The organism is Variovorax sp. Root434, from assembly GCF_001426595.1.
GTDB lineage: Bacteria > Pseudomonadota > Gammaproteobacteria > Burkholderiales > Burkholderiaceae_C > Variovorax.
Genome location: NZ_LMEK01000001.1, coordinates 270,066 through 292,051, shown reverse-complemented (window position 1 = coordinate 292,051; position 21,986 = coordinate 270,066). Strand labels below are relative to the sequence as shown.

Sequence of the window (21,986 nt, the reverse complement as noted above, 5' to 3'; positions counted from 1 at the left end):
TCAGGCGGCTGTGTCGAAGTCGGTGCTGCGGCTCACGGCTTCCCAGGCTTCCATCTCCTTGAGGAGCGCCTGCGCATGGGCCCGCACCGCGTCGACCGAGTCGCCGCCCAGTTGCAGCCTCAGTGGCGTGTGCTCGGCCTGCAGCGCCTTGGCGATGGCCACCGCGGCCTTGCGCGGATCGCCGGCCTGCGTGTTGTGCATGCTGTGCGCGAACTCGCGCGTGGCGCCCACCACCGGCTGGTAGGCCTCGATCACCGGCATGTGGCGCATGCCGCTGCCCGCGAGCTGCGTGCGGAACTGGCCCGGCTCGACGATCAGCACCTTGATGCCGAAGGGCGCGACCTCCTGCGCCAGCGCTTCCGAGGCGCCTTCCAGCGCGAACTTGGAGGCCGAATACGCGCTGAAGCCCGCGAACGACAGCTGCCCGCCGAGGCTCGATATGTTCACGATGGCGCCCGACTTCTGCGCACGCAGCACCGGCAGCGCGGCACGCGTGACGGCCATGGCACCGAAGAAGTTGGTGTTCATCAGCGCGCGCAGATCGGCATCGGAGGTTTCCTCGAGCGCGCCGACCACGCCGTAGCCCGCGTTGTTGACCAGCACGTCAATGCGACCGAAGCGCGCCACCGCAGCCTCGACGGCGGCTTCGGCGGCGCCGGCCACGTCCACGTCGAGCGGCGCGGCCAGCACACGTTCGGGCGCCAGCGCCATGAGGTCGGCGAGGCGGCCGGCATCGCGGGCGGTGGCGACCACGTTGTGGCCCTGCGCCAGGGCGTGCTCGGCGAAGGCGTGGCCGAAGCCGGAGGCGGCGCCGGTGATGAACCAGGTCTGGCGGGTTTGCGAAGAGAGGCTGACGGGGGTGGACATGATGCTGGCTCCTTGAGGGTGGAAGGGTTGCCTTGAAGGCATGGCGTGACTGTCCCAGCATTGCCACTCATCGACTAGATAGGCCAAATCGAATGCACTATGCAATACGATGCATGAATGGACCGCAACCTGCTCCCGCATCTCGCCATCGTGCTGGCGGTGCACCGGCGCGGCGGCTTTGCCGCCGCCGCGGCCGAACTCGGCATGAGCGCCTCGGCCGTGAGCCACGCGGTGCGGGCCGTTGAAGACCACCTGGGCCAGCCGATCTTCGCGCGCACCACCCGCAGCGTGCGGCTCACTGAGGCGGGCGCCGGCTTCATCGGCATGCTGGCACCCGCGATAGGCGAGATCGGCGATGCGGTGGACCGTTTCGGTGAAGCGCTCGGGCGCGTGGGCGGCGTGCTGCGCATCAACGCGCCCCACGTGGCCCTGCCGCTGGCAATGACGCCGCTGGTGGCTGAAATGGCGCTGCGCCATCCCGGGCTGGTGATCGAGATCACCAGCGACGACGGGCTGGCCGACATCGTGGCCAGCGGCCACGACGCGGGCGTCCGGCTGGGCCACACCGTGGCGCAGGACATGGTGGCGGTGCGGCTGACGCCGCCCTTCGAGGCCATCATGGTGGCCACGCCGCGCTACCTGGCCACCGCCGGCGAGCCGCACAGCATCGAGTCGCTGCAGCAGCACAACTGCATCGGCTTTCGCTTCGTGACCTCGGGCGGCGTGTACGCCTGGGACCTGCGCGACAAGGAAGGTGCCCACGTCTCGGTCGAGGTGCCGGGCACGGTGCGCGTCACCGACGCGCTCTATGCCCGCGACCTGGCGCTGGCCGACGTGGGCATCGCCTACATCTTCGAGCCGCTGGTGCGTGCCGATCTGCGCGAGGGCCGCCTGCGCCAGCTGCTGCCGCGCTCGGCCTTCGGGGAGCCGGGCCTGTTCCTGTACTTTCCGCGCCGCGCGGCGCAGGCGCCCAAGCTGCGCGCCTTCGTCGACCTGGCGCGGGAAATGCTGGAGAAGAGCGCCGAAAACGGCGCCCAGGCGCCCTCGCCCACAGGCTAAGACGCCTGCCGAGGTGGGACATACGGCCTGCCGGGCCGGAACCGGCTCCCGGTGGGGCGACAATCGGGGATTCCGGCGAAAACACCATAAACCTCGTCCTTGCCGGAAGTTCCAGCCAACCCGACAACCCAGGATCTACGGAAGCAAGCGCATGAGCTCGAAGCAACCCACCATCGTCTACACCCTCACCGACGAGGCGCCCCTGCTGGCGACCTACGCGTTTCTGCCCATCATCCGCGCCTTCACCAACCCGGCCGGCATCAACGTCGAAACCAGCGACATCTCCGTGGCGGCCCGCATCCTGGGTGAGTTCCCCGAATTCCTCAGCGACGACCAGAAGGTGCCCGACAACCTGGCCGAACTGGGCAAGCTCACGCTCAAGCCCGAGGCCAACATCATCAAGCTGCCCAACATCAGCGCCTCGGTGGCCCAGCTCAAGGCCGCCATCAAGGAACTGCAGGGCAAGGGCTACAAGATCCCCGACTACCCCGAGAACCCGACCACAAACGAGGACAAGGACATCCGCGCGCGCTACAACAAGTGCACCGGCAGCGCCGTGAACCCCGTGCTGCGTGAAGGCAACTCCGACCGCCGCGCACCCAAGGCCGTGAAGGAATACGCGCGCAAGAACCCGCACAGCATGGCCGACTGGAGCCAGGCCTCGCGCTCGCACGTGTCGCACATGCACGGCGGCGACTTTTATCACGGCGAGAAGTCCATGACCCTGGACCGCGCGCGCAACGTCAAGATGGAACTGCTCACCAAGAGCGGCAAGGCCATCGTGCTCAAGCCCAAGGTCGCCCTGCTGGATCGCGAGGTCATCGACTCCATGTTCATGAGCAAGAAGGCGCTGCTGGCCTTCTATGAAAAGGAAATCGAGGACGCACGCAAGACCGGCGTGATGTTCTCGCTGCACGTCAAGGCCACCATGATGAAGGTCTCGCACCCCATCGTGTTCGGCCACTGCGTGAAGATCTTCTACAAGGAAGCCTTCGAGAAACACGGCAAGCTGTTCGACGAGCTGGGCATCAACGTCAACAACGGCATGGTCGATCTGTACAACAAGATCGCCACGCTGCCGCAGAGCACGCAGGACGAGATCAAGCGCGACCTGCACGCCTGCCACGAGAACCGGCCCGAGCTGGCCATGGTCGACTCGGCCAAGGGCATCACCAACTTCCACTCGCCCAACGACGTGATCGTGGACGCCTCCATGCCCGCTATGATCCGCAACGGCGGCAAGATGTGGGGCGCCGATGGCCGCCTGAAGGACGTCAAGGCCGTGATGCCCGAATCGACCTTCGCCCGCATCTACCAGGAGATCATCAACTTCTGCAAGTGGCATGGCGCCTTCGACCCCAAGACCATGGGCACCGTGCCCAACGTGGGCCTGATGGCACAGAAGGCCGAGGAATACGGCTCGCACGACAAGACCTTCGAGATTCCGGAAGACGGCGTCGCCAACATCACCGACCTGGACACCGGCGAAGTGCTGATGAGCGAAGACGTGGAGCAAGGCGACATCTGGCGCATGTGCCAGGTCAAGGACGCCGCGATCCGCGACTGGGTGAAGCTGGCCGTCAACCGTGCGCGCAACTCCGGCATGCCGGTGGTGTTCTGGCTCGACGCCTACCGCCCGCACGAGGCGCAGCTGATCACCAAGGTCAAGATGTACCTGCACGAGCACAACACCACGGGCCTGGACATCCAGATCATGAGCCAGGTGCGCGCCATGCGCTACACGCTGGAGCGCGTGGTCCGCGGCCTGGACACCATCAGCGCCACCGGCAACATCCTGCGCGACTACCTGACCGACCTGTTCCCCATCATGGAACTGGGCACCTCGGCCAAGATGCTGTCGATCGTGCCCCTGATGGCCGGCGGCGGCATGTACGAGACCGGCGCGGGCGGCTCGGCCCCCAAGCACGTGCAGCAGCTGGTGGAAGAAAACCACCTGCGCTGGGACTCGCTGGGTGAATTCCTCGCGCTGGCTGTGAGCCTGGAAGACCTGGGCCTGAAGACCGGCAACAAGAAAGCCGCCATCCTGGCCAAGACGCTGGACACCGCCACCGGCAAGCTGCTCGACAACAACAAGAACCCGTCGCCCAAGACCGGCCAGCTCGACAACCGCGGCAGCCAGTTCTACCTGGCCATGTACTGGGCTCAGGAACTGGCCGCACAGACGGAAGACAAGGAACTGCAGGCCCAGTTCGTGAAGCTGGCCGGCACGCTCGCCAGCAACGAGCAGAAGATCGTCGACGAGCTCGCCGCCGTGCAGGGCAAGCCGGTGGACATCGGCGGCTACTACCTGGCGGACCCCGCCAAGTTCGAAGCCGTGATGCGCCCGAGCCCCACGCTCAACGCGGCGCTGGCGTCGGCCCAGCGCTGATGGGCATCGAGCGGGTGGCAGCCATGAAGCCTTGGTTCACGGTGCTCCCCGCCGCGCTCGCCTTGCTGGCTGGCGCGGCCCACGGGGCCGAAGACTGCGAGGCCCTGCGCACCGGCATCGAGTCGAAGATCGCTGCGGCCGGCGTGGCGCGCTTCACCGTCACCGTCGTCGATGCCAACGCATCGGCGAACGGGCAGGTGGTGGGCAGCTGCGAGCTCGGCACCAAGAAGATCGTCTACCTAAAGGACGCCGGGCCCGCGTCCGGCGCAGGCTCGGCCCCGGCACCTACGAAGGGCGAGCCGATGCTCACCGAGTGCAAGGACGGCACCGTGTCCGTCGGCGGCGACTGCAAGAAGTAGCAGCAGCCAACGGGGTGACGGCAACGGCGCTCAGCCCTTGCCCACCACCCGCGCGATCCACGCGAGCAGCACCGCCTCGACCTCATCGCGATTGACTTCATTCAGCGCCTCGTGGCGCGCGCCGCCGAACACGTGGCACGACACATCGCGCAGCCCCGCCTCGCGGTAGCGCTGCACCAGCGGGTAGAACCATTCGGCCTTGTTGCTGACCGGGTCCTGGTCGCCCACGAACAGATAGAGCGGCAGCTCGGGGCGGATGCGCCTGCGCATCGCGCCCGGCGCCAGCTCGGCCAGCTTCGCGAACATCGACCCCAGGCCCTCGGCCGAGACCGTGAATCCGCACAGCGGATCGGCGATGTAGGCATCGACCTGCGCCGGATCGCGGCTGAGCCAGTCGAAGGGCGTGCGCACGTCGGGCAGCGCGGCGTTCATGTCTTCCAGCTTGAAGCCGGACTGCAACGCCGCGCCCAGCAGGTCGAGCGCCGAAGTGCCCGAAAGCACGGCGCCCGCCAGCAGTGCGCTGTGCTCGAGGAGGTAGTACTGCGTGGCGAACGAGCCCATGCTGTGGCCCACGAGGATCAGCGGCAGGCCCGGATGCACGCCGCGCACGTGGCGGCTCAGCAGCGCCATGTCGTCCACCAGCCCGGCGAAACCGCGCGGGCCGAACTCGCCCAGCTCGCCGCGCGCCGAGGCACCCTTGCCGTGGCCGCGATGCTCGTTCGCATACACCACGTAGCCGGCCTGCACCAGCGCGTTCGCCAGATGCCGGTAGCGCAGCGAATGTTCGCCCATGCCGTGCGCCAGTTGGATGACCGCGCGCTGCGTCGCGCCCTGCCAGCGATGGGCCTCCACCGTGACGCCGTCGTTGGCGGTCAATTCGAAGTGCGTCTCGGTGGTCGGCATGCAGTGCTCCGGTGAAAGGGGAACGCCATCCTAGGGGTTGGCGGCCGGAGCTTTGGTCAGGAGTTTCCAGCGTTTGTCGCACGGAGGACAGCCAACACCTCGCCCATCTTCTTCAACGCCGCTTCCGGTGTCGGCTCGATGTGGATCGAGCAGGCCAGCATCAGGTTCAGCGGCTGGCCGAAGTCTTCGACGGCAATGCCGGAGCGGCTCTCGCGCAGCACGCCGTTCGCATCGGCTTCGCACGACAGTGCCGTCCGCGCACGGTCCGCATAGCTGCCGTCGGGCACGCCGTAGGCCACTACCGGAATCCCGAGCGCGACCGCCGCGCCCACCTCGAACACCGTGCCGGAATCGGGCTCCAGCCCCCTGAAGCTGGCGAGGTTGGCGACGACGCCGTCGGCGCTGCGAAGGCGCTGCATGTTGGCCTTGTAGATCTGCATTTCCGGAGCGTCGGGCGCGGGCTCCTCGTTGCCGTCGGCCGGCAGCAGCGCGCAGAGGCCGAGCGCGTCGCAGGCCGCAGCGAGCCGAACGAAATGGTCTCTCGCGTCAGGACGAAAGACGTCCGGTCCCGCGAGGTAGATCTGCGGGCGCCTCGAGGGATCGGGGTTGTTTTCCATCGGCCGAGCATCCTCGCTTTTTGGATTCGGCTCAAGATGCACCAGCATGATGCGTGAAGATTTTCCGATCGGTGTATCGGCGCCAGCGCACATGCCGCGGTGAGCTACAGTCGCCGGCCCATGCATCGCACCTCTTCACCCGGCCACGCGCAACGACTCATCGAACTGGTGCGCGGCGCGCCCTATCTCATGGCCGCCTTGGCGGCGGTGCGCGAGTTGGACCTCGGCGCCTGGTGCATCGGTGCGGGGGCAGTGCGCAGCCTCGTCTGGGATTCGCTTCATGGATTCAGCAAGCCCTCGGCCCTGGAAGACATCGACGTCGTGTACTTCGATGCCGACGAGCCGCCGCAGCTCGGTGAGGCCGCCCTGCAGAAACAGCTGTCGATGCGGATGCCGGAGCATCGCTGGGAAGTGACCAACCAGGCGCACGTGCATCACTGGTTTCGGGAAAGCCTTGGACAGGTCGTGGCTCCGCTGACCTCGCTGGAGGAAGGCATTTCGACATGGCCGGAGTTCGCGACCTGCGTCGGGGTGTCCCTGGCTGACGACGACTCGATCCGCGTGCTGGCGCCGCACGGCCTGGAAGATCTGTTCGGGCTGCGCGTTCGGCACAACCCCGCGCGCGCGGATGCCGCGACGTACCGGCAGCGCGTGGAGCAGAAGCAATTCGCGCGACGCTGGCCCAAGGTCGAGATCCTCGCCGCGCAGCCCTGAAGCACCGCCCGCTCTGCGCGACAGCCGGCGGATTGAGCAAGAAGCCACAGTGGCTACATCGCGAAAGCCAAAGCACTACGCCGCGCCATAGGAAGCGCCCGCCGCCCTTGCGTTTTGCAGGATCAGGCAAAAACCGAGTTCGATTCGGATACCGCCTCGGGGCCCTCGGACGCGAAACTTCTCTCCATGCCCGGCGCACCCTCTTCTGTGTGCGCCCCACGGCAACCGACCAGCACGAGGAGTTTCATCATGAGCGCAATCCAGGAAAAAGTCGTCCTCATCACCGGCGCGAGCAGCGGCATCGGCGAAGCAACCGCACGGCTGCTCGCGCGGCGCGGCGCCAAGGTGGTGCTGGGCGCGCGCCGTACCGACCGGCTCGCGGCACTCGCGGCCGAGATCGAGGCCACGGGCGGCACCGCGAGCTTCCAGCGGCTCGACGTGACGCACCGGCCCGACATGGAAGCCTTTGCCGAGTTCGCCCTGGAGACGCACGAGCAGATCGACGTGCTCGTCAACGCGGCGGGCGTGATGCCGATGTCGCCGCTGTGGAACCGCAAGATCGAGGAGTGGGAACTCATGATCGACGTGAACCTGCGCGGCGTGCTGCTCGGCATCGCGGCCGTGCTGCCGGCGATGCAGGAGCAGGGCTGGGGCCACATCGTGAACGTGGCGCCGGTGGCGATGCAGGGCGTGTCGCCGAGTTCGGCCGTGTACCACGGCACGCAGTACGCGGTGAACGCGATCTCCGAAGGCCTGCGGCAGGAGCATGCCGGCCGCCTGCACGTGACGGTGGTGAGCCCCGACGTGAACGGCCCCGGCGACCCGCTGGCAGAGCGCATCGCCGCCACCTATGCCCGGGAGCGCATGCGCACCAACCGGCGCATCGCGGTGCCCGTGGATGCGGTGGCGCGATCGATCGCCGGGGCCATCGAGGGCTACGGCATCACGGCCCGCACGATGCGGCCGGCGGGTGCGCAGAGGCCGCACCCGGCGGTGTACGTTCAGTAGGTCTTGTACGGCAGGAACTTGCCCGACAGCACCACGTTGACGCGATCGCCCTTGGGATCGGCCTGGCGCTGGATGTCCATGCTGAAGTCGATGGCGCTCATGATGCCGTCGCCGAATTCTTCATGGATGAGTTCCTTGATGGTGGTGCCGTACACGCTCACGACCTCGTACCAGCGGTAGATGAGCGGATCGGTGGGCACCGGCGTGGGCAGCGAGCCCTTGTAGGGGACCACCTTCAGCCACTTCTGCTCCTCGACGGTGAGGCCGAAGATCTTGCCGATGATCTTCGCCTGCCTGTCGTCGAGCGTCATCTGGCCGAGGCAGGCGGCGGTGGTCCACTCCTTCGAAAGGCCGACCTTCTTTGCCACGTCGGCCCACTGGATGCCCTTGCTCACTTTCACGGTGATGATCTTTTCCGTGACGTCGTTGCGGTTCATGCGGTCTCCTGTTGAAAGGGCTCGGGCAAGCAACAGGCGTGCCGGAACTTGCTCCCTCCCCCTCTGGGGGAGGGTGGGGGCAAGCGGCCTCAGAGAAAGCATGGTGCCTGTTCGAAGGCCTGCCCCCATCCCAACCTTCCCCCAGAGGGGGAAGGAGCAAGACCCCGGTCAACGTGCCCAGTGGAACTTGCGGTCCGACTCGGCAATGGGTTGGTCGTTGATGCTCGCAAAGCGCTTCTGCATCAGCCCGTTCTCCGCGAACTCCCAGTTCTCGTTGCCATGGCTGCGATACCACTGGCCCGCGTCGTCGTGCCATTCGTACTCGAAGCGCACCGCGATGCGGTTGTCCATGAAGGCCCACAGCTGTTTCTTCAGCCGGTAGTCGAGCTCGCGCACCCACTTGCGCGAAAGAAAATCCACGACCTGCTCGCGGCCGTTGACGAACTCGGCGCGGTTGCGCCACTCGGTGTCGGGTGTGTAGGCCAGGCTCACGCGCACGGGGTCGCGCGAATTCCAGGCGTCTTCGGCGGCCTGCACCTTCCGGGTGGCGGATTCGAGGGTGAAGGGCGGTAGCGGCGGGCGGGATTCCATGGAGATCTTTCAGTGCTGTGATGAAGGGGATGCGCCGCAATGTGCCACATGTAGACAGACCTGTCTACATGCCTACAATCGCGCCATGGACATCTCCGCACTGCCCGCGCGCGAGCGCATCCTGCTCACAGCGCACGACCTTTTCTACGCAGACGGCATCCGCGCCACCGGCATCGATCGCGTCATTGCCGCATCGGGCGTCACCAAGGTCACCTTCTACCGGCACTTCCCGTCGAAGGACGGCCTGGTGCGCGCCTTTCTCGACCACCGGCACGGCCTGTGGATGGCGTGGTTCGTCGATGCACTCGGCCGCCGCGGGGCGCAGCGGCGCATCGGCGACAGTCAGGCGCTGGAAATACTGGTCGACGTCATGGCCGAGTGGTTCGCCGACCCGGTGTTCCGCGGCTGCGCGTTCATCAACTCGGTGGTGGAGGTGGGCACGAGCGTGGCGGGCGCCAGCGACATCGCGCGCGGGCACAAGCGCGAGATGGTCGAGGTGATCGCCGGCCTGCTGCCGGAAGCGCTTGGAGGGCCGCGGCGCATGGCCATCGCGCAGGCGGCCGCGCTGGGTGTCGACGGCGCCATCGTCAAGGCGCAGATGGGCGATGCGGCGGTGGCGCGCGAAGCGGTCGGCGACCTGCGCCGGCTGCTTCAGGCGCTGGGCGATTCGATCACTTCACGACCATCGCCGTGAACGGCCACACATAGGCCTGCAGCGTCACGTAGAGGCCCACGAGGCAGGCCAGCGCGATGGAGTGGAAGAACACGTAGCGCAGGATCTCACCCTCGTGGTTGAACCAGCGCGTGGCGGTGGAGGCCACCACGATCGACTGCGCATCGATCATCTTGCCCATCACGCCGCCCGAACTGTTGGCCGCGCCCATGAGGTTGGGGCTCAGGCCCAGCTGGTCGGCTGCCACTTTCTGCATGCCGCCGAAGAGCACGTTCGATGCGGTGTCCGACCCCGTGAGCGCCACGCCCAGCCAGCCCATCAGCGTGCCGAAGAAGGGATAGAACATGCCGGTGTTGGCAAAGGCCAGCCCCAGCGTGGTGTCGAGGCCCGAGTAGCGCGTGAGCGTGCCCAGCGCGAGCATCAGCACGATGGTGAGCAGCGAGAACTTCACCAGCCACAGCGTGCGGCCGTAGGCGGCCACGAGCTGAATGGGGTTGTACTTCATGATCAGCCCGCCCACGATGGCCGAGACAAGGATACCCGTGCCCGTGGCCGAGAGCAGCAGCAGCTGGTACACCGCGCCTTCCTTCGTAGGCTTGGGCACCACGGGCGCCACCTTCTCGATCATGTTGTGCAGACCGTCGATGGGGAAGCTCGGCGCGAAGATGGCGTTGAGCCAGGTCTTCACCACCGGCAGGCCCCAGATGAACACGAACACGGTGAGGATGAGCCACGGCGTCCAGGCGCGGATCACCGCCGCGCTCGAATGCTTCGTGGGCGCGACGGCCGGACCGGCTTCGCCGCTGTCGGCCTCGTGCCCCTTGAGCGATACCGAGGTCCAGATATTCTTCGGCTTCCACACGCGCAGGAACAGCACCAGGCACACCATCGACACGATGGCCGCGATGATGTCCACCAGCTCCGGCCCGATGTAGTTCGACACCAGGAACTGCGGAACCGCGAAGGACACGCCCGTCACCAGGATGGCGGGCCACACCTCCATCATTCCCTTGCGCCCCGCGAAGGCCCAGATGAGCCAGAACGGCACCAGCAGCGAGAAGAACGGCAGCTGCCGCCCGATCATCGCGGTAACCGCCATCAGGTCGTAGCCATGCACCTTGGCCAGCGTGATGACCGGCGTGCCCAATGCGCCGAAGGCCACCGGCGCGGTGTTGGCGATGAGCGAGAGCCCGGAGGCCGCGAGCGGCGAGAAGCCCAGCCCGATGAGGATGGCGGCCGTGACGGCCACCGGCGTGCCGAAGCCCGCCGCGCCCTCGAAGAAGGCGCCGAAGGCAAAGGCGATGAGCAGCAGCTGCAGGCGCCGGTCTTCGGTGATGCCGGCGATGGAGTCCTGCAGTATCTGGAAGCTGCCGTTCTGCTGCGTGAGCTGCTGCAGGAAGATGATGTTCAGCACGATCCAGCCGATGGGCAGCAGGCCGGAGAGCCCACCCAGAAAGGCCGCCTTGCCCGCCATGTCGGCCGGCATGCCGAATGCGAACACCGCGATGACCACCGCGCTCAGCAGGCCCAGCCCCGCCGCGTAGTGCGCCTTGACGTGCAGGAGCCCGAGGCACACCAGCATCACCACCACCGGTATCGCGGCCAGTGCCGTCGATACGATCATGTTGCCGAACGGGTTGTAAACCTGTTGCCAGACCATGCGCCTGTCTCCTTGTTGTTGGAATCTTCTTGAGCCGGCAACGCGAGGCAAAGCGAGTCCGCCAGGAGTGACCGAGAGCGTTCGCTACCATCCTAACCCCCTCCCTTCGCCGACAAAAGATGGTTTCTCCGCGTCTCCCCTCGACCCAGGGCCTGCAGGCCTTCGAGGCTGTCGCGCGCCTTCGCAGCGTAAACCTTGCCGCCGACGAACTCAGCGTGACGCCCAGCGCGGTGAGTCATCGAATCCGCCAGCTCGAACTGCTGCTGGGCCTCAAGTTCTTCGTGGGCGGCGACTTCGGCCTCAGCGCCGACGGCATGGCCTACCTGGCGCGCGTGCGCGAGGCCATCGCGGCGCTGCAGCAGGTGCCCGGCCACGAGCCCGAATCGCAGGTGCGGCGGCTGCGCGTGGCGGTCACGCCGACCTTCTCGCGCCAGATGCTGCTGCCGCGGCTCGCACGGTTTCGCGATGCGTATCCGAACATCGAGCTGATGCTTCAGGTGACCACGCCGGTGCGCAACACCACGGTCGAGGAGGCCGACATCGAGCTGCGCTTCGGCACCGGGCCCTTTCACGATCGCGAGTTCGTCCAATTGCTGGCCGACGAGGTCTCGCCGGTGTGCAGCCCCGCCTACCTGAAGCGCCACGGTCCCTTCGACGGCTTCGCCACCGATGCCGAGGTGTCGCGCGCGCAGCTGTTGCGCACGCCGCTGGAGTCATGGCGCACGTGGTTCAAGGCCTGTGGCGTGGGCCTGCCCGAGCCGGCCACGGGCCACCAGTTCAACGACCTGGGGCTGGCGCTCGACGCAGCGGCCGAAGACTTCGGCGTGGTGCTGATGCACCTGCGGCTGGGCAGCGCATGGCTGGACAGCGGGCGGCTCGTGCGGCTGTCGCCGCGTAGCGTGCCCTCGCCCAACGCCTACTTCCTGTGCTGGCGGCCCGGCGCGATGGAGCGCCGGGAATGCGCGACCTTCGTCGAATGGCTGCGCGAGGCACTGCGCCACTGAACTGAATTATTTTCAGTTGCGGGGCCGGCTTTTTTCAGATGGGACGCCAGGGCCCCTGCCCATAATGGCCGATTCACTTTCGTCCCCCCACAAGAACCGCTCAGGAGACAGCCCTTGTCCGACCTTTCCAAGATCACCAGCATCGAAGACCTGCGGGTGATCGCCAAGCGGCGCGTGCCGAAGATGTTCTACGACTACGCCGACTCCGGCGCATGGACCGAGGGAACCTACCGCGCCAACGAGAGCGACTTCCAGAAGATCAAGCTGCGCCAGCGCGTGGCCGTGAACATGGAAGGCCGCTCCACCCGCACCACCATGGTCGGCCAGGAAACCGCCATGCCCGTGGCCATCGCGCCCACCGGCCTCACCGGCATGCAGCATGCCGACGGCGAGATCCTCGGCGCCCGCGCAGCCAAGGCCTTCGGCATTCCGTTCACGCTGTCGACCATGAGCATCTGCTCGCTGGAAGACATCGCCGCGAACACCGACCGGCATCCGTTCTGGTTCCAGCTCTACGTGATGAAGGACCGCGACTTCATCGAGCGCCTGATCGAGCGCGCCAAGGCGGCCAACGTGACGGCCCTGCAGCTCACGCTCGACCTGCAGATCCTCGGCCAGCGCCACAAGGACATCAAGAACGGCCTGACCGCGCCGCCCAAGCCCACCATCAAGAACCTGATCGACCTCGCGACCAAGCCGCGCTGGTGCATGGGCATGCTGGGCACGAAGCGCCGCACCTTCGGCAACATCGCGGGCCATGCCAAGGGCGTGAAGGACCTGTCGTCGCTGTCGTCGTGGACCGCCGAGCAGTTCGACCCGGCGCTGAGCTGGGCGGACGTCGAGTGGATCAAGAAGCTCTGGGGCGGCAAGCTGATCCTCAAGGGCATCATGGACGTGGAAGACGCGCGCCTCGCGGCGAGCAGCGGCGCCGATGCGCTCATCGTGTCGAACCACGGCGGCCGCCAGCTCGATGGCGCGCCTTCGTCTATCGCCGCGCTGCCGGCCATCGTGGAGGCCGTGGGCAGCGAGATCGAGGTGTGGATGGATGGCGGCATCCGCAGCGGACAGGACGTGCTCAAGGCCCGCGCGCTGGGCGCGCGCGGCACCATGATCGGCCGCAGCTTCCTGTATGGGCTGGGCGCCTACGGCCAGGAAGGCGTGACGCGCGCGCTGCAGATCATCCACAAGGAACTCGACATCACGATGGCCTTCTGTGGCCGCACGAACATCGACGAGGTCGATTCGAGCATCCTGCTGCCGGGTACGTTCTGAGCCCCGGCAATGGTTTACACCCACCGCCCCTGAAGCTTTTCCTTAGAGATCTGCTACTTTTCTGCTAACTCTTTAGGTTTACTCGACTGATCGCAAAGGCGGTCGTGTCGAACCAGGCAGCAAGCCATTGCCAGCTGCCCCTTGAATGATCGGTGCGATTTGGGCCGGAGCCATCCGGAGTTCTTTTCCGATATCCACTGTTTGTTCTTGGGGCTTGTATGAATATCTCGAAATTTGGTGGCGGCATCGCCATGGTCCTCGCAGCGCTTGCCGTGCCGCTCCAGTGTGCGCATGCCACGACGGCCACGACGACCTTCAAGGTGACGGCCACGGTGCTCAGCTCCTGCGCCATGGCCACGCCCGACACGCTTGCGTTCGGCAGCTTCACCCCGGGCACGGCCCTCACCGGCACGACTTCGTTCACCGTGCAGTGCACCTACGGCACCACCTACTCGCTGGGCATGAGTGCGGGCAGCAGCGGCTCGGTCACTAGCCGGGCCATGACAAGCGCAACCGCGGCATCCGGGTACAACAGCCTGTCGTACGGTCTCTACAAGGATTCTTCGTACGCGACCAACTGGAGCAACAGCACGACCGGAACGGACTACACCGGCACCGGCTCTGCCGTGACCTACACGGTCTACGGCAAGATCCCGGCCGCCCAGTACGCAGTGGCACCGGCAACCGACTACACCGACACCATCACCCTGACCCTCACCTACTGAGCGTCGCCGGTCCATGTCTCAGCTTGGCCAGAGGCTCATGGCGGGAAGGGCCACGCGCCGTCTCCCGCCGTGCGCGGCATTCATCCTCGGCTTGGTGGCGATGGCCGGCCTGGCCGCTTCTTTCGACGTCGGGGCAGCCAGCATCCAGATAGCTCCCGTGCGGGTCGTGCTGCAGCCCCAGCGGCCGGTTGCTTCGCTGGTCGTGACCAACGACGGCGCCGACGAAATCGCGATGCAGGCCGAGGTCATGAGCTGGTCGCAGAAGGATCGCCAGGATGTCCATGCGCCGACGCGCGAAGTGCTGGTCAATCCGGCCATCTTCCGCATTCCGGCCGGGGGCCGCCAGATCGTGCGCCTCGGCCTGCAGGCGCCCGCTCTGGCCGAGGAGCGCAGCTACCGCATCTTCTTGCGGCAACTGCCGCGCGACAGGGCGCCCTCCGACGGCAATGGGACAGGCTCCGAACTGCGCACGCTGCTGCAACTGGTCCTTCCGATCTTCGTGCCTCCCTCGTCCCCGGCGGGAGCGCCTTCGGTCGCGTGGCACCTGCGTGCGCCGGACGCCGGCGCGCAGCCGGCCGCATCCGCGCCGGCGCTGACGATCGACAACCTCGGGCGCGAGCATCTGCAGGTCACGCAGGTCACCGTGCGCCATGCGGACGGCCGCGAGTTGCTGCGCCAGCGGATGTCGGTCTACGCCTTGCCACAGCAGAGCGCGGCGCTGCCGGTTGCACTGCCTCCGCTGCCCCCGGGCACCAGGCTCCAGTTCGAGGCTCAGGCGGACTCCGAGGCGCCGCTTCCTCCCGTCTTCCTGCAAGTGCCCGGTGCGACAGCCGCGACTCCGTAGCCTGCTCGCTTTCGCTTGCTGGCTGCCGGCGGCGCAGATGGCGCAGGCCCAGGCCGGCACGGACGAGCGGGCGCTCACCCCGCTGATTATCGACGTCGAAGTCAATGGCGCGGCGGAAGGCCCTGCCCGCTCGGCGCTGCGGCACGACGGCAAGCTCCTGTTCAGCCGCGCCGACCTGCAGGCCTGGCGCGTCGTCGTTCCCGCACAGGCGGTCGCCACTGTCGAAGGAACCGACTACTACGACCCCGCCGCCTTGCCCGACGGCAGCGTGACGCTGGAAGAAAGCACGCAGACCGCGCAGGTGCGTCTGCCGGTGACGGCATTCGTGCCCCGCACGCTCGACAGCAAGGCCGCGAGCCGGCCGCCGTTGACGCCCGCCGTGAATGCCGCCTTCCTCAACTACAGCGTCGCGCTGCAGCATGACAGCAACGGCACCGCCGCATCGGGCCTGCTCGACAGCACGGTGTCCGGCCATTGGGGGCTGCTCGCGAACAGCATGCTCGTCGGCCAGTCGGCCTATCAGAATGCGACCGGCGCTTCTTCGCTCAGCCGCATGGTGCGGCTCGAAAGCTACTACCGCCACGACGATTCGGACCGCCTGACGCGGCTGACGATCGGCGACGGCATCACGCAGAACGCCGCATGGTCCACGCCGTCGCGCTTCGGCGGCGTGCAGTTCGGCACCCAGTTCGGCCTGAGCCCCGGCTACATCGGCTATCCGGTGCCGTCGCTCACAGGCGGATCGGCCGTCGCATCGACGCTCGAGGCCTACGTCAACAACACACTGCACTATCAGGGGCAGGTCGATTCCGGTCCGTTCTCCCTGGGCAACGTGCCGGTGCTCACCGGCGCCGGCGAAATGAGCTTCGCGGTGTCCGACGCGCTCGGCGTGCGGCGCACCGTCAAGACGCCTTACTACGTGAGCACCAATCTGCTGCGCTCAGGCTTGTCGGACTACTCGGTCAACCTCGGGTGGACCCGGCTCAACTACGGTCTTCAGAGCAATGACTACGGCAGCCTGTTCGCCTCCGGCAACTGGCGCCGCGGACTCAGCGAGACAGCCACCATGGAACTGCATGGCGAGACCGGCGCGCGCATTCAAGTGGCTGGCACCGGCCTGAGCTGGGTGTGGGCACCGCTGGGAGAGTTCGGGCTGCACGGCGCAGCCAGCCGCACGCAAGACGCGGGCAGCGGCAGGCTCGGGCGTGTTTCGTTCGCGCACATCGCACCCGACTGGAGCTTCTCGGCGAGCCGGCAATCCGCCAGCGCAGGTTTCATGCAGGTTGCCTGGCTGGACAGCCAGACGCATACCACCGGGCAAACGCAGCTGTTCGTTGGGCGATCCCTTGGCCGCAGCCTTGGCAGCCTGGGCCTGGCCTACACAGCGCTGCGCTACAGCGGTGGCGACGAGGCCAAGGTGCTGTCGCTCAATCATTCGATCCAGTTCGGCAGCGTCTATCTGAACACCTATGTGGCGCGCACCGACTCGAGCGCCACGGCAAATCGCAAGCATGTCGCGTCGGCAGGCTTCACGCTGACCCTTCCGCTGGGCGACCGGCAAACCGCATCGGCCTCCGCCAACCGGCAAAACGACAAGACCACCACCACGATCGACGTCAACCAGGCGGCGCCGAGCGACCAGGGCTGGGGCTGGCGCGTCATTGCCGCACACGGCGAAACCGAACGCGCCCAGGCCGAAGCCACCTGGCGGGCTCCCTATGCGAGCCTTACCGCGCAGGCCGTGAACCTCGACAACGAAACCAGCGCCAGGCTGCTTGCCGAGGGCTCACTGGGCTACACGTCGGGGATGTTCTTCGCGGCGCAGTCGTCCAGCGACGGATTTGCGCTGGTGACCGTGCCCGGTGCGCCGGGCATCAAGGTCTACAGGGAGAACAATCCGGCGACGACGACCGACAGCGAGGGCCGCGCTCTCGTGACCGGGCTGCGTGCCTATGAGCTGAACAAGATCAGCGTGGACAACGGCGACCTGCCGATTTCGGCGCAGGTGCACTCCGACGTGCTGCAGGTCGTGCCTTCGTACAAGGGCGTTGCGGCGGCCACCTTCGACATCGCGCGCGACCCGATTGCCACCATGCAGATTCTGCTGCCCGACGCCTCGCCGCTGCCGGCGGGCATCGACGTCACCGGCGAGGACCGCCCCTTCGCATTGATCACCGGCTACGGCGGCACGCTCCAGCTCGAGCGCCCCCGCGCGGGCGAACGCTTCGAGGCGAGATGGCGCAATGGCCATTGCAGTTTCACGGTCGGCCCCATTCCGACCACCGGCGCCTTGCCACAGATCGGGCCCTACACATGCGAAACAAAAATGCCTGCGCCCTCGGCACGCTGAGCGCGATGCCCCGGCCATTCCGCTGGTGGCCGGCATGCGCTGCCGGACTGATCGGCGCCCTGTGCGCCGCATCGGCACATGCGACGTGCTCGGGATCGGGACTGGGAACGCTGAACTGCTCCGCCACCGTCAGCGCGACGGCCCTGAGCTTCGGCAACTACAGCGCGGGCACAACGAGCGCCACGACCACGACCGGCACCGTCACGGTGATGGCTACGTTTTCAGGGCGCATCCTCGGAACCGATACCTTGAGCTATACGGTCAGCCTGAGTGGCGGGAACTCGGGAACGACCACAAGCCGCTACATGAGCTACGGCAGCTATGTCCTCAACTACAACCTCTACACCAGTTCGACGTACGGGACGGTCTGGGCGACCGACACGGTGTCGGGCAGCGCCTCTGCCTCGGTGGGGTTCAACGGGAACGCGAGCGCCAGCACCACGCATACCGTTTACGGCCGCATACCTGTGGGCCAATACACGGCAGCGCCAGGAAGCTATACCGACACCATCACGGTGACCGTGACTTACTGAGCCCCGAAAGAAGGGCTCTGCAGCTAGTTGGATTCCAGTCGCTGCGCCACTTCCTGCCGCCCCATCCCGCGCACGGCAGCCAGGCTCTCCAGCTGCGCAGCCCTCGGGCGGGCCTTGCCTTGTTCCCAGTGGTAGATGGTCTGGCCGGACACCCCCACCAGCTGTCCATAAGACGCGGCGGAAATACCCAGCTTCGTGCGATGTGCAGCCAACCGACCAGCGCTGAACCGGCGCTTCGGCCCACCGTCTCCCTCTTCATCGGGCTCGCTTGCACGTGCACTGCGGGCGGAGCCCTTGGCAACGTTGCGCAGTTCCTTTTCCAGCGCAACCACCTGCCGACGCAGCGCGGCAATGGCGGACCGGTGTTGGACGGATGCCTTCTTGAGGGATTCGATTTCCGCGCGGACTTCCTTGCGGGCGACGCGGGAGATTTCGGATTTAAGGATGGACGCGATATTTGGCATGGCGGCATTGTGCCGACCAAATGTAAGCGGCGGGAAAGATTATTAATTTCCCCGGAATCGAAATTTGAATCTTTTGATTACAGCGAGAAGATCCTGGCCATCTCCGTCCACTTCTCTCCTTCGGGTGTCCAGGGCGTGGGTGCCTGAAACTTCCACATCAGTTCTTCCCATTCCCGAATCTTTGGATTGTTCTGCGTTGCAAGCGCCATGGCCCGGGCGTCGTAGTGCGCATCGTCCGTTTCCATCGACATCACCATTCTCGTGCCGAGCCGGTAGATCTCCATGCCCGTTACGCCGTGCGCATGCAGATGCGCTCGCACCTCTGGCCAGATGTCGCGGTGATAAGCCTCGTATTCGGCGATCAATGCGGGATCGTCTTTCAAATCGAGAGCCAGGAAATGGCGCATGGGTCGTTCCAGTCAAATCAGGAAATAGATCAGGTCAGTGCCCGGTCCAGGTGCGTATACCCACCGTCCACGAACACCCACTGCCCGGTGGTGTGCGAGGCCCGCTCCGACAGCAGGAACACGACGTTGTCTGCAATCTCCTGCGGCGTCGTCATGCGGCGGCCGAGCGGAATCTTGTCGGTGATCTCGGCGAGCTTTCGGTCGGGTTCGTCGAATGCGGAAATCCACCGTTGATACAGCGGCGTCATCACCTCGGCCGGAATCACCGCGTTCACGCGAACCCCGTCTTCCAGCAGCGACGCAGCCCACTCGCGCGTGAGCGACAACTGCGCGCCCTTGGCCGCCGTGTAGCCGCTCGTGTTGCCCTGCCCCGTCACGGCCGTCTTCGACGAGATGTTGACGATCGCGCCTCGGCTCGCCTTCAGGTGCGGCAGGCAATAGTGCGCCATCACGTAGCAGTGAACGAGGTTGCGTTCGAGTGAACCGACGAAGGCTTCGCGCCCCGCCTCCAGCCCCACGCTGTCGTTCACGCCCGCGTTGTTGACCAGGCCGTCGATGCGACCGAACTCCGCGGCGGTGTCGGCAATGGCCTTGGCACAGGCGGCCTCTTCCATCAGCTCGAACTGGAAGAAGCGCGCGCGCGGCTGCAAGGCTCGCAGCGCCTCCTCGAACGGTGCGTCGAGCGGATTCTTCCCGCAGATCACCGGCACCGCGCCCTCCTGCGCCAGCGTCATCGAAATGGCCGCACCGATGCCGCTGCCGCCGCCGGTGACGATCACCACCTTGTCTTTCAGTTTCAGGTCCATGTTACGCGGTGCCTTTCTCTATCCGCGGAAACGGTATTGCTCGAGCGACTGCGGCTTCATCGTGATCGAGAAGCCCGCGCCCTTCGGCGGCATGTACGCCGCGTTGCGGATCTCGCAGGGCTCGACGAAGTGCTCGTGCAGATGGTCCACATACTCGACCACGCGGCCTTCGCGCGTGCCCGAGATGCAGAGGTAGTCGATCATCGACAGGTGCTGCACGTACTCGCACAGCCCCACGCCGCCGGCGTGCGGACACACCGGCAGCTTGTACTTCGCGGCCATCAGCATCACCGCGAGGATCTCGTTCACGCCGCCGAGCCGGCACGCGTCGATCTGCACCACGTCGATGCCGCCGCGCATGATGAACTGCTTGAACATGATGCGGTTCTGGCACATCTCGCCCGTGGCCACCTTCACCGGCGCGACGCCCTCGCGGATCTTGCGATGGCCCTCCACGTCGTCGGGGCTGGTGGGCTCCTCGATGAACCACGGCTTGGCAAACGCCAGCTGCCGCACCCAGTCGATGGCCTGGCCGACCTCCCAGACCTGGTTGGCGTCGATCATCAGGTGCCGCTCGGGCCCGAGCACCTCGCGCGCCACGCGCAGGCGACGGATGTCGTCCTGCAGGTCGCGCCCCACCTTGAGCTTGATGTGGTTGAAGCCCGCATCGACCGCCTCCTGCGCGAGGTGCCGCAGCTTCTCGTCGGAGTAGCCGAGCCAGCCGGCCGAGGTGGTGTAGCAGGGGTAGCCCTCGGCCTTCAGCGTGGCGATGCGTTCGGCCTTGCCGACGGCGGCCTCGCGCAGCAGCGCCAGCGCTTCATCGGGCCCGATGCAGTCGGTGATGTAGCGAAAATCGATGCAGCGCACCAGTTCCTCGGGACTCATGTCGGCCACCAACTGCCACACGGGCTTGCCCTCGGACTTGGCCCACAGGTCCCACATCGCATTGACCACGGCACCGGTGGCCAGGTGGATCGCGCCCTTGTCGGGACCGATCCATCGCAGCTGGCTGTCGGAAGTGATGTGGCGCCAGAAGCGCCCCATGTCCTCGGCCACCCACGCCAGGTCGAGCCCCACGACCAGATGGCGCATCGCCTCGATGGCCGCGCAGCAGATCTCGTTGCCTCGGCCGATGGTGAATGTGAGGCCGTGGCCTTCGAGCCCCGGCTGGTCGGTTTCAAGCACGACGTACGCCGCGGAGTAGTCCGGGTCGGGGTTCATCGCATCGGAGCCGTCCAGATGCTGCGAGGTCGGAAAGCGCACGTCGAGCACGCGCATGGAGCGAACAATGGTCATGGGGTCTTCGCGGGCACGCGATCAGTCGTACAGCACGGAGGCGATCTTGGGGTCGGCGATGTTGGTCTTGTCGTACCAGTAGAAGCCCGTGTCGACCACCTTCGGCAGCTTCTCGCCCTTGATGGCCTTCACCGCCATCTCGACTGTCTTGTAGCCCATGCCCACGGGGTTCTGCGTGATGGCACCGGCCATGCTGCCGTCCATGATCGCGTTCTTCTGCTGCTTGCCCGAGTCGTAGCCGATGATCACGACCTTGCCGTTGCGCTTCATCTCCTTCACGCCATTGACCACGCCGATGGCGGAGCCTTCGTTGGCGCCGAAGATGCCCTTGAGGTTGGGCGAGGCTTGCAGGATCGACTTGGTGATCTCGGTCGACTTCAACTGGTCGCCGCCGCCGTACTGCACGCTCACGATCTTGATGTTCGGGTAGGTCGACTTGATGCGGTTGACGAAGCCGTCGCGCCGGTCGACACCGGTGCGGCTGGTCTGGTCGTGCACCACCAGCGCCACCTCGCCCGACTTTCCGATCATTTCGGCCATCTTGTCGGCGGCGAGCGCGGCGGCGGCCTTGTTGTCGGTGGTGGTGGTGGTCACGGGAATGTCGCTGTCCACGCCCGAGTCGAACGCCACCACCGGGATCTTCGCGGCCTGCGCCTTCTTCAACAGCGGAATCGCGGCCTGGCTGTCGAGCGCGGCGAAGCCAATGGCCTGCGGCTTCTTGGCGAGCGCGGCCGAGAGCATGTCGATCTGCTTGTCGACCATGGCCTCGGTCTCGGGGCCCTCGAAGCTGACCTTCACCTTCAGGTCTTTCGCGGCCTGCTCCGCGCCCGACTTCACGGCCTGCCAGAACTGGTGCTGGAAGCCCTTGGACACGAGCGGGATGTAGATCTCCTGCGCCTGCTGTGCCTGTGCGAATCCCGACAGGCCGATGAGGGCTGCACCGAGCGTGGTTGCGACTGCTCTTCTCTGGATCATGCGAAGTCTCCTGTGGTTGTGGAAATCCGGGTG

General features: G+C 66.4%; 23 protein-coding genes. 12 read left to right on the top strand and 11 right to left on the bottom strand.

The genetic code is table 11. The features are described 5' to 3' along the window. The gene (locus tag ASD05_RS01375; protein ID WP_056586583.1) at positions 1-867 is read right to left on the bottom strand and encodes an oxidoreductase; all 867 of its coding nucleotides are present in this window, start codon (positions 865-867) and stop codon (positions 1-3) included. 117 nt (positions 868-984) lie between these two features. On the opposite strand from ASD05_RS01375, the gene ASD05_RS01370 reads away from it, so the two are divergent. From ASD05_RS01370 to ASD05_RS01360, 3 genes are all read left to right on the top strand, one after another. Continuing rightward, complete coding sequence (locus ASD05_RS01370; protein ID WP_056586579.1) at positions 985-1,926, top strand: LysR family transcriptional regulator; 942 nt, start codon at positions 985-987, stop codon at positions 1,924-1,926. A gap of 151 nt (positions 1,927-2,077) precedes the next feature. Next, positions 2,078-4,315, top strand: a complete 2,238-nt coding sequence (locus tag ASD05_RS01365) for an NADP-dependent isocitrate dehydrogenase (RefSeq protein WP_056586577.1) — start codon at positions 2,078-2,080, stop codon at positions 4,313-4,315. A 23-nt stretch (positions 4,316-4,338) separates the two neighbouring features. Beyond that, a complete protein-coding gene (locus tag ASD05_RS01360) occupies positions 4,339-4,674 on the top strand; it encodes a DUF1161 domain-containing protein (protein ID WP_056587760.1) in 336 nt (111 codons plus the stop codon). Between the two features lie 30 nt (positions 4,675-4,704). Here ASD05_RS01360 and ASD05_RS01355 read toward each other — a convergent pair whose 3' ends face one another. Together ASD05_RS01355 and ASD05_RS01350 are read right to left on the bottom strand one after the other, a co-directional pair. Beyond that, positions 4,705-5,577, bottom strand: a complete 873-nt coding sequence (locus ASD05_RS01355; protein ID WP_056586573.1) for an alpha/beta fold hydrolase — start codon at positions 5,575-5,577, stop codon at positions 4,705-4,707. 56 nt (positions 5,578-5,633) lie between these two features. Further along, complete coding sequence (locus ASD05_RS01350) at positions 5,634-6,194, bottom strand: nucleoside 2-deoxyribosyltransferase (protein WP_056586570.1); 561 nt, start codon at positions 6,192-6,194, stop codon at positions 5,634-5,636. 120 nt (positions 6,195-6,314) lie between these two features. Between ASD05_RS01350 and ASD05_RS01345 the strand changes: the two genes are divergently transcribed. Continuing rightward, a complete protein-coding gene (locus ASD05_RS01345) occupies positions 6,315-6,908 on the top strand; it encodes a nucleotidyltransferase family protein (protein WP_200955373.1) in 594 nt (197 codons plus the stop codon). 249 nt (positions 6,909-7,157) lie between these two features. Then, the gene (locus ASD05_RS01340) at positions 7,158-7,916 is read left to right on the top strand and encodes an SDR family oxidoreductase (protein ID WP_056586566.1); all 759 of its coding nucleotides are present in this window, start codon (positions 7,158-7,160) and stop codon (positions 7,914-7,916) included. Here the strand turns inward: ASD05_RS01340 and cynS are convergent. Both cynS and ASD05_RS01330 read right to left on the bottom strand, forming a co-directional pair. After that, positions 7,910-8,353, bottom strand: coding sequence for a cyanase (gene cynS, locus ASD05_RS01335; RefSeq protein ID WP_056586562.1), 444 nt, complete (start codon positions 8,351-8,353; stop codon positions 7,910-7,912). The genes ASD05_RS01340 and cynS overlap by 7 nt on opposite strands. A 168-nt stretch (positions 8,354-8,521) precedes the next feature. Then, on the bottom strand, positions 8,522-8,944 hold the full coding sequence (locus ASD05_RS01330) for a DUF1348 family protein (protein ID WP_056586560.1): 423 nt from the start codon (positions 8,942-8,944) through the stop codon (positions 8,522-8,524). An 85-nt stretch (positions 8,945-9,029) separates the two neighbouring features. Between ASD05_RS01330 and ASD05_RS01325 the strand changes: the two genes are divergently transcribed. Next, the gene (locus ASD05_RS01325) at positions 9,030-9,638 is read left to right on the top strand and encodes a TetR/AcrR family transcriptional regulator (RefSeq protein WP_056586557.1); all 609 of its coding nucleotides are present in this window, start codon (positions 9,030-9,032) and stop codon (positions 9,636-9,638) included. On the opposite strand, the gene ASD05_RS01320 is transcribed toward ASD05_RS01325, so the two are convergent. Next, positions 9,616-11,277, bottom strand: a complete 1,662-nt coding sequence (locus ASD05_RS01320; RefSeq protein WP_056586554.1) for an L-lactate permease — start codon at positions 11,275-11,277, stop codon at positions 9,616-9,618. The two genes, ASD05_RS01325 and ASD05_RS01320, sit on opposite strands and share 23 nt — an antisense overlap. 119 nt (positions 11,278-11,396) lie before the next feature. Here ASD05_RS01320 and ASD05_RS01315 point away from each other — a divergent pair, with 119 nt between their 5' ends. From ASD05_RS01315 to ASD05_RS01290, 6 genes are all read left to right on the top strand, one after another. Continuing rightward, positions 11,397-12,281, top strand: coding sequence for a LysR substrate-binding domain-containing protein (locus tag ASD05_RS01315; protein ID WP_056586550.1), 885 nt, complete (start codon positions 11,397-11,399; stop codon positions 12,279-12,281). 114 nt (positions 12,282-12,395) lie between these two features. Continuing rightward, positions 12,396-13,553, top strand: coding sequence for an alpha-hydroxy acid oxidase (locus ASD05_RS01310; protein WP_056586547.1), 1,158 nt, complete (start codon positions 12,396-12,398; stop codon positions 13,551-13,553). Between the two features lie 218 nt (positions 13,554-13,771). Next, positions 13,772-14,278, top strand: a complete 507-nt coding sequence (locus ASD05_RS01305; protein WP_056586545.1) for a spore coat U domain-containing protein — start codon at positions 13,772-13,774, stop codon at positions 14,276-14,278. 13 nt (positions 14,279-14,291) lie between these two features. Further along, positions 14,292-15,122 carry a molecular chaperone gene (locus ASD05_RS01300; RefSeq protein ID WP_082571932.1) on the top strand — a complete coding sequence of 277 codons (831 nt, stop codon included), beginning with the start codon at positions 14,292-14,294 and terminating at the stop codon, positions 15,120-15,122. Positions 15,123-15,159: 37 nt separating this feature from the next. Continuing rightward, positions 15,160-17,472 (top strand): fimbria/pilus outer membrane usher protein, encoded by a 2,313-nt coding sequence (locus ASD05_RS01295; protein WP_056586539.1) that lies wholly within the window; start codon positions 15,160-15,162, stop codon positions 17,470-17,472. Then, positions 17,436-18,005, top strand: a complete 570-nt coding sequence (locus tag ASD05_RS01290) for a spore coat protein U domain-containing protein (protein ID WP_162248877.1) — start codon at positions 17,436-17,438, stop codon at positions 18,003-18,005. The genes ASD05_RS01295 and ASD05_RS01290 overlap by 37 nt, the downstream gene beginning before the upstream one ends. 23 nt (positions 18,006-18,028) lie before the next feature. On the opposite strand, the gene ASD05_RS01285 is transcribed toward ASD05_RS01290, so the two are convergent. The 5 genes from ASD05_RS01285 to ASD05_RS01265 all read right to left on the bottom strand — a co-directional run bounded on the left by ASD05_RS01285 (position 18,029) and on the right by ASD05_RS01265 (position 21,953). Continuing rightward, positions 18,029-18,469 carry a helix-turn-helix domain-containing protein gene (locus ASD05_RS01285; protein WP_056586533.1) on the bottom strand — a complete coding sequence of 147 codons (441 nt, stop codon included), beginning with the start codon at positions 18,467-18,469 and terminating at the stop codon, positions 18,029-18,031. Between the two features lie 77 nt (positions 18,470-18,546). Next, positions 18,547-18,876: an L-rhamnose mutarotase gene (locus ASD05_RS01280; RefSeq protein WP_056586530.1), complete on the bottom strand. Its 330-nt coding sequence runs from the start codon at positions 18,874-18,876 to the stop codon at positions 18,547-18,549. A gap of 29 nt (positions 18,877-18,905) precedes the next feature. Continuing rightward, positions 18,906-19,682 carry an SDR family oxidoreductase gene (locus ASD05_RS01275; RefSeq protein ID WP_056586527.1) on the bottom strand — a complete coding sequence of 259 codons (777 nt, stop codon included), beginning with the start codon at positions 19,680-19,682 and terminating at the stop codon, positions 18,906-18,908. A gap of 18 nt (positions 19,683-19,700) precedes the next feature. Next, positions 19,701-20,978, bottom strand: coding sequence for an L-fuconate dehydratase (locus tag ASD05_RS01270; protein ID WP_056586523.1), 1,278 nt, complete (start codon positions 20,976-20,978; stop codon positions 19,701-19,703). Between the two features lie 21 nt (positions 20,979-20,999). Then, a complete protein-coding gene (locus ASD05_RS01265; RefSeq protein WP_056586520.1) occupies positions 21,000-21,953 on the bottom strand; it encodes an ABC transporter substrate-binding protein in 954 nt (317 codons plus the stop codon). Positions 21,954-21,986 lie beyond the last annotated feature (33 nt).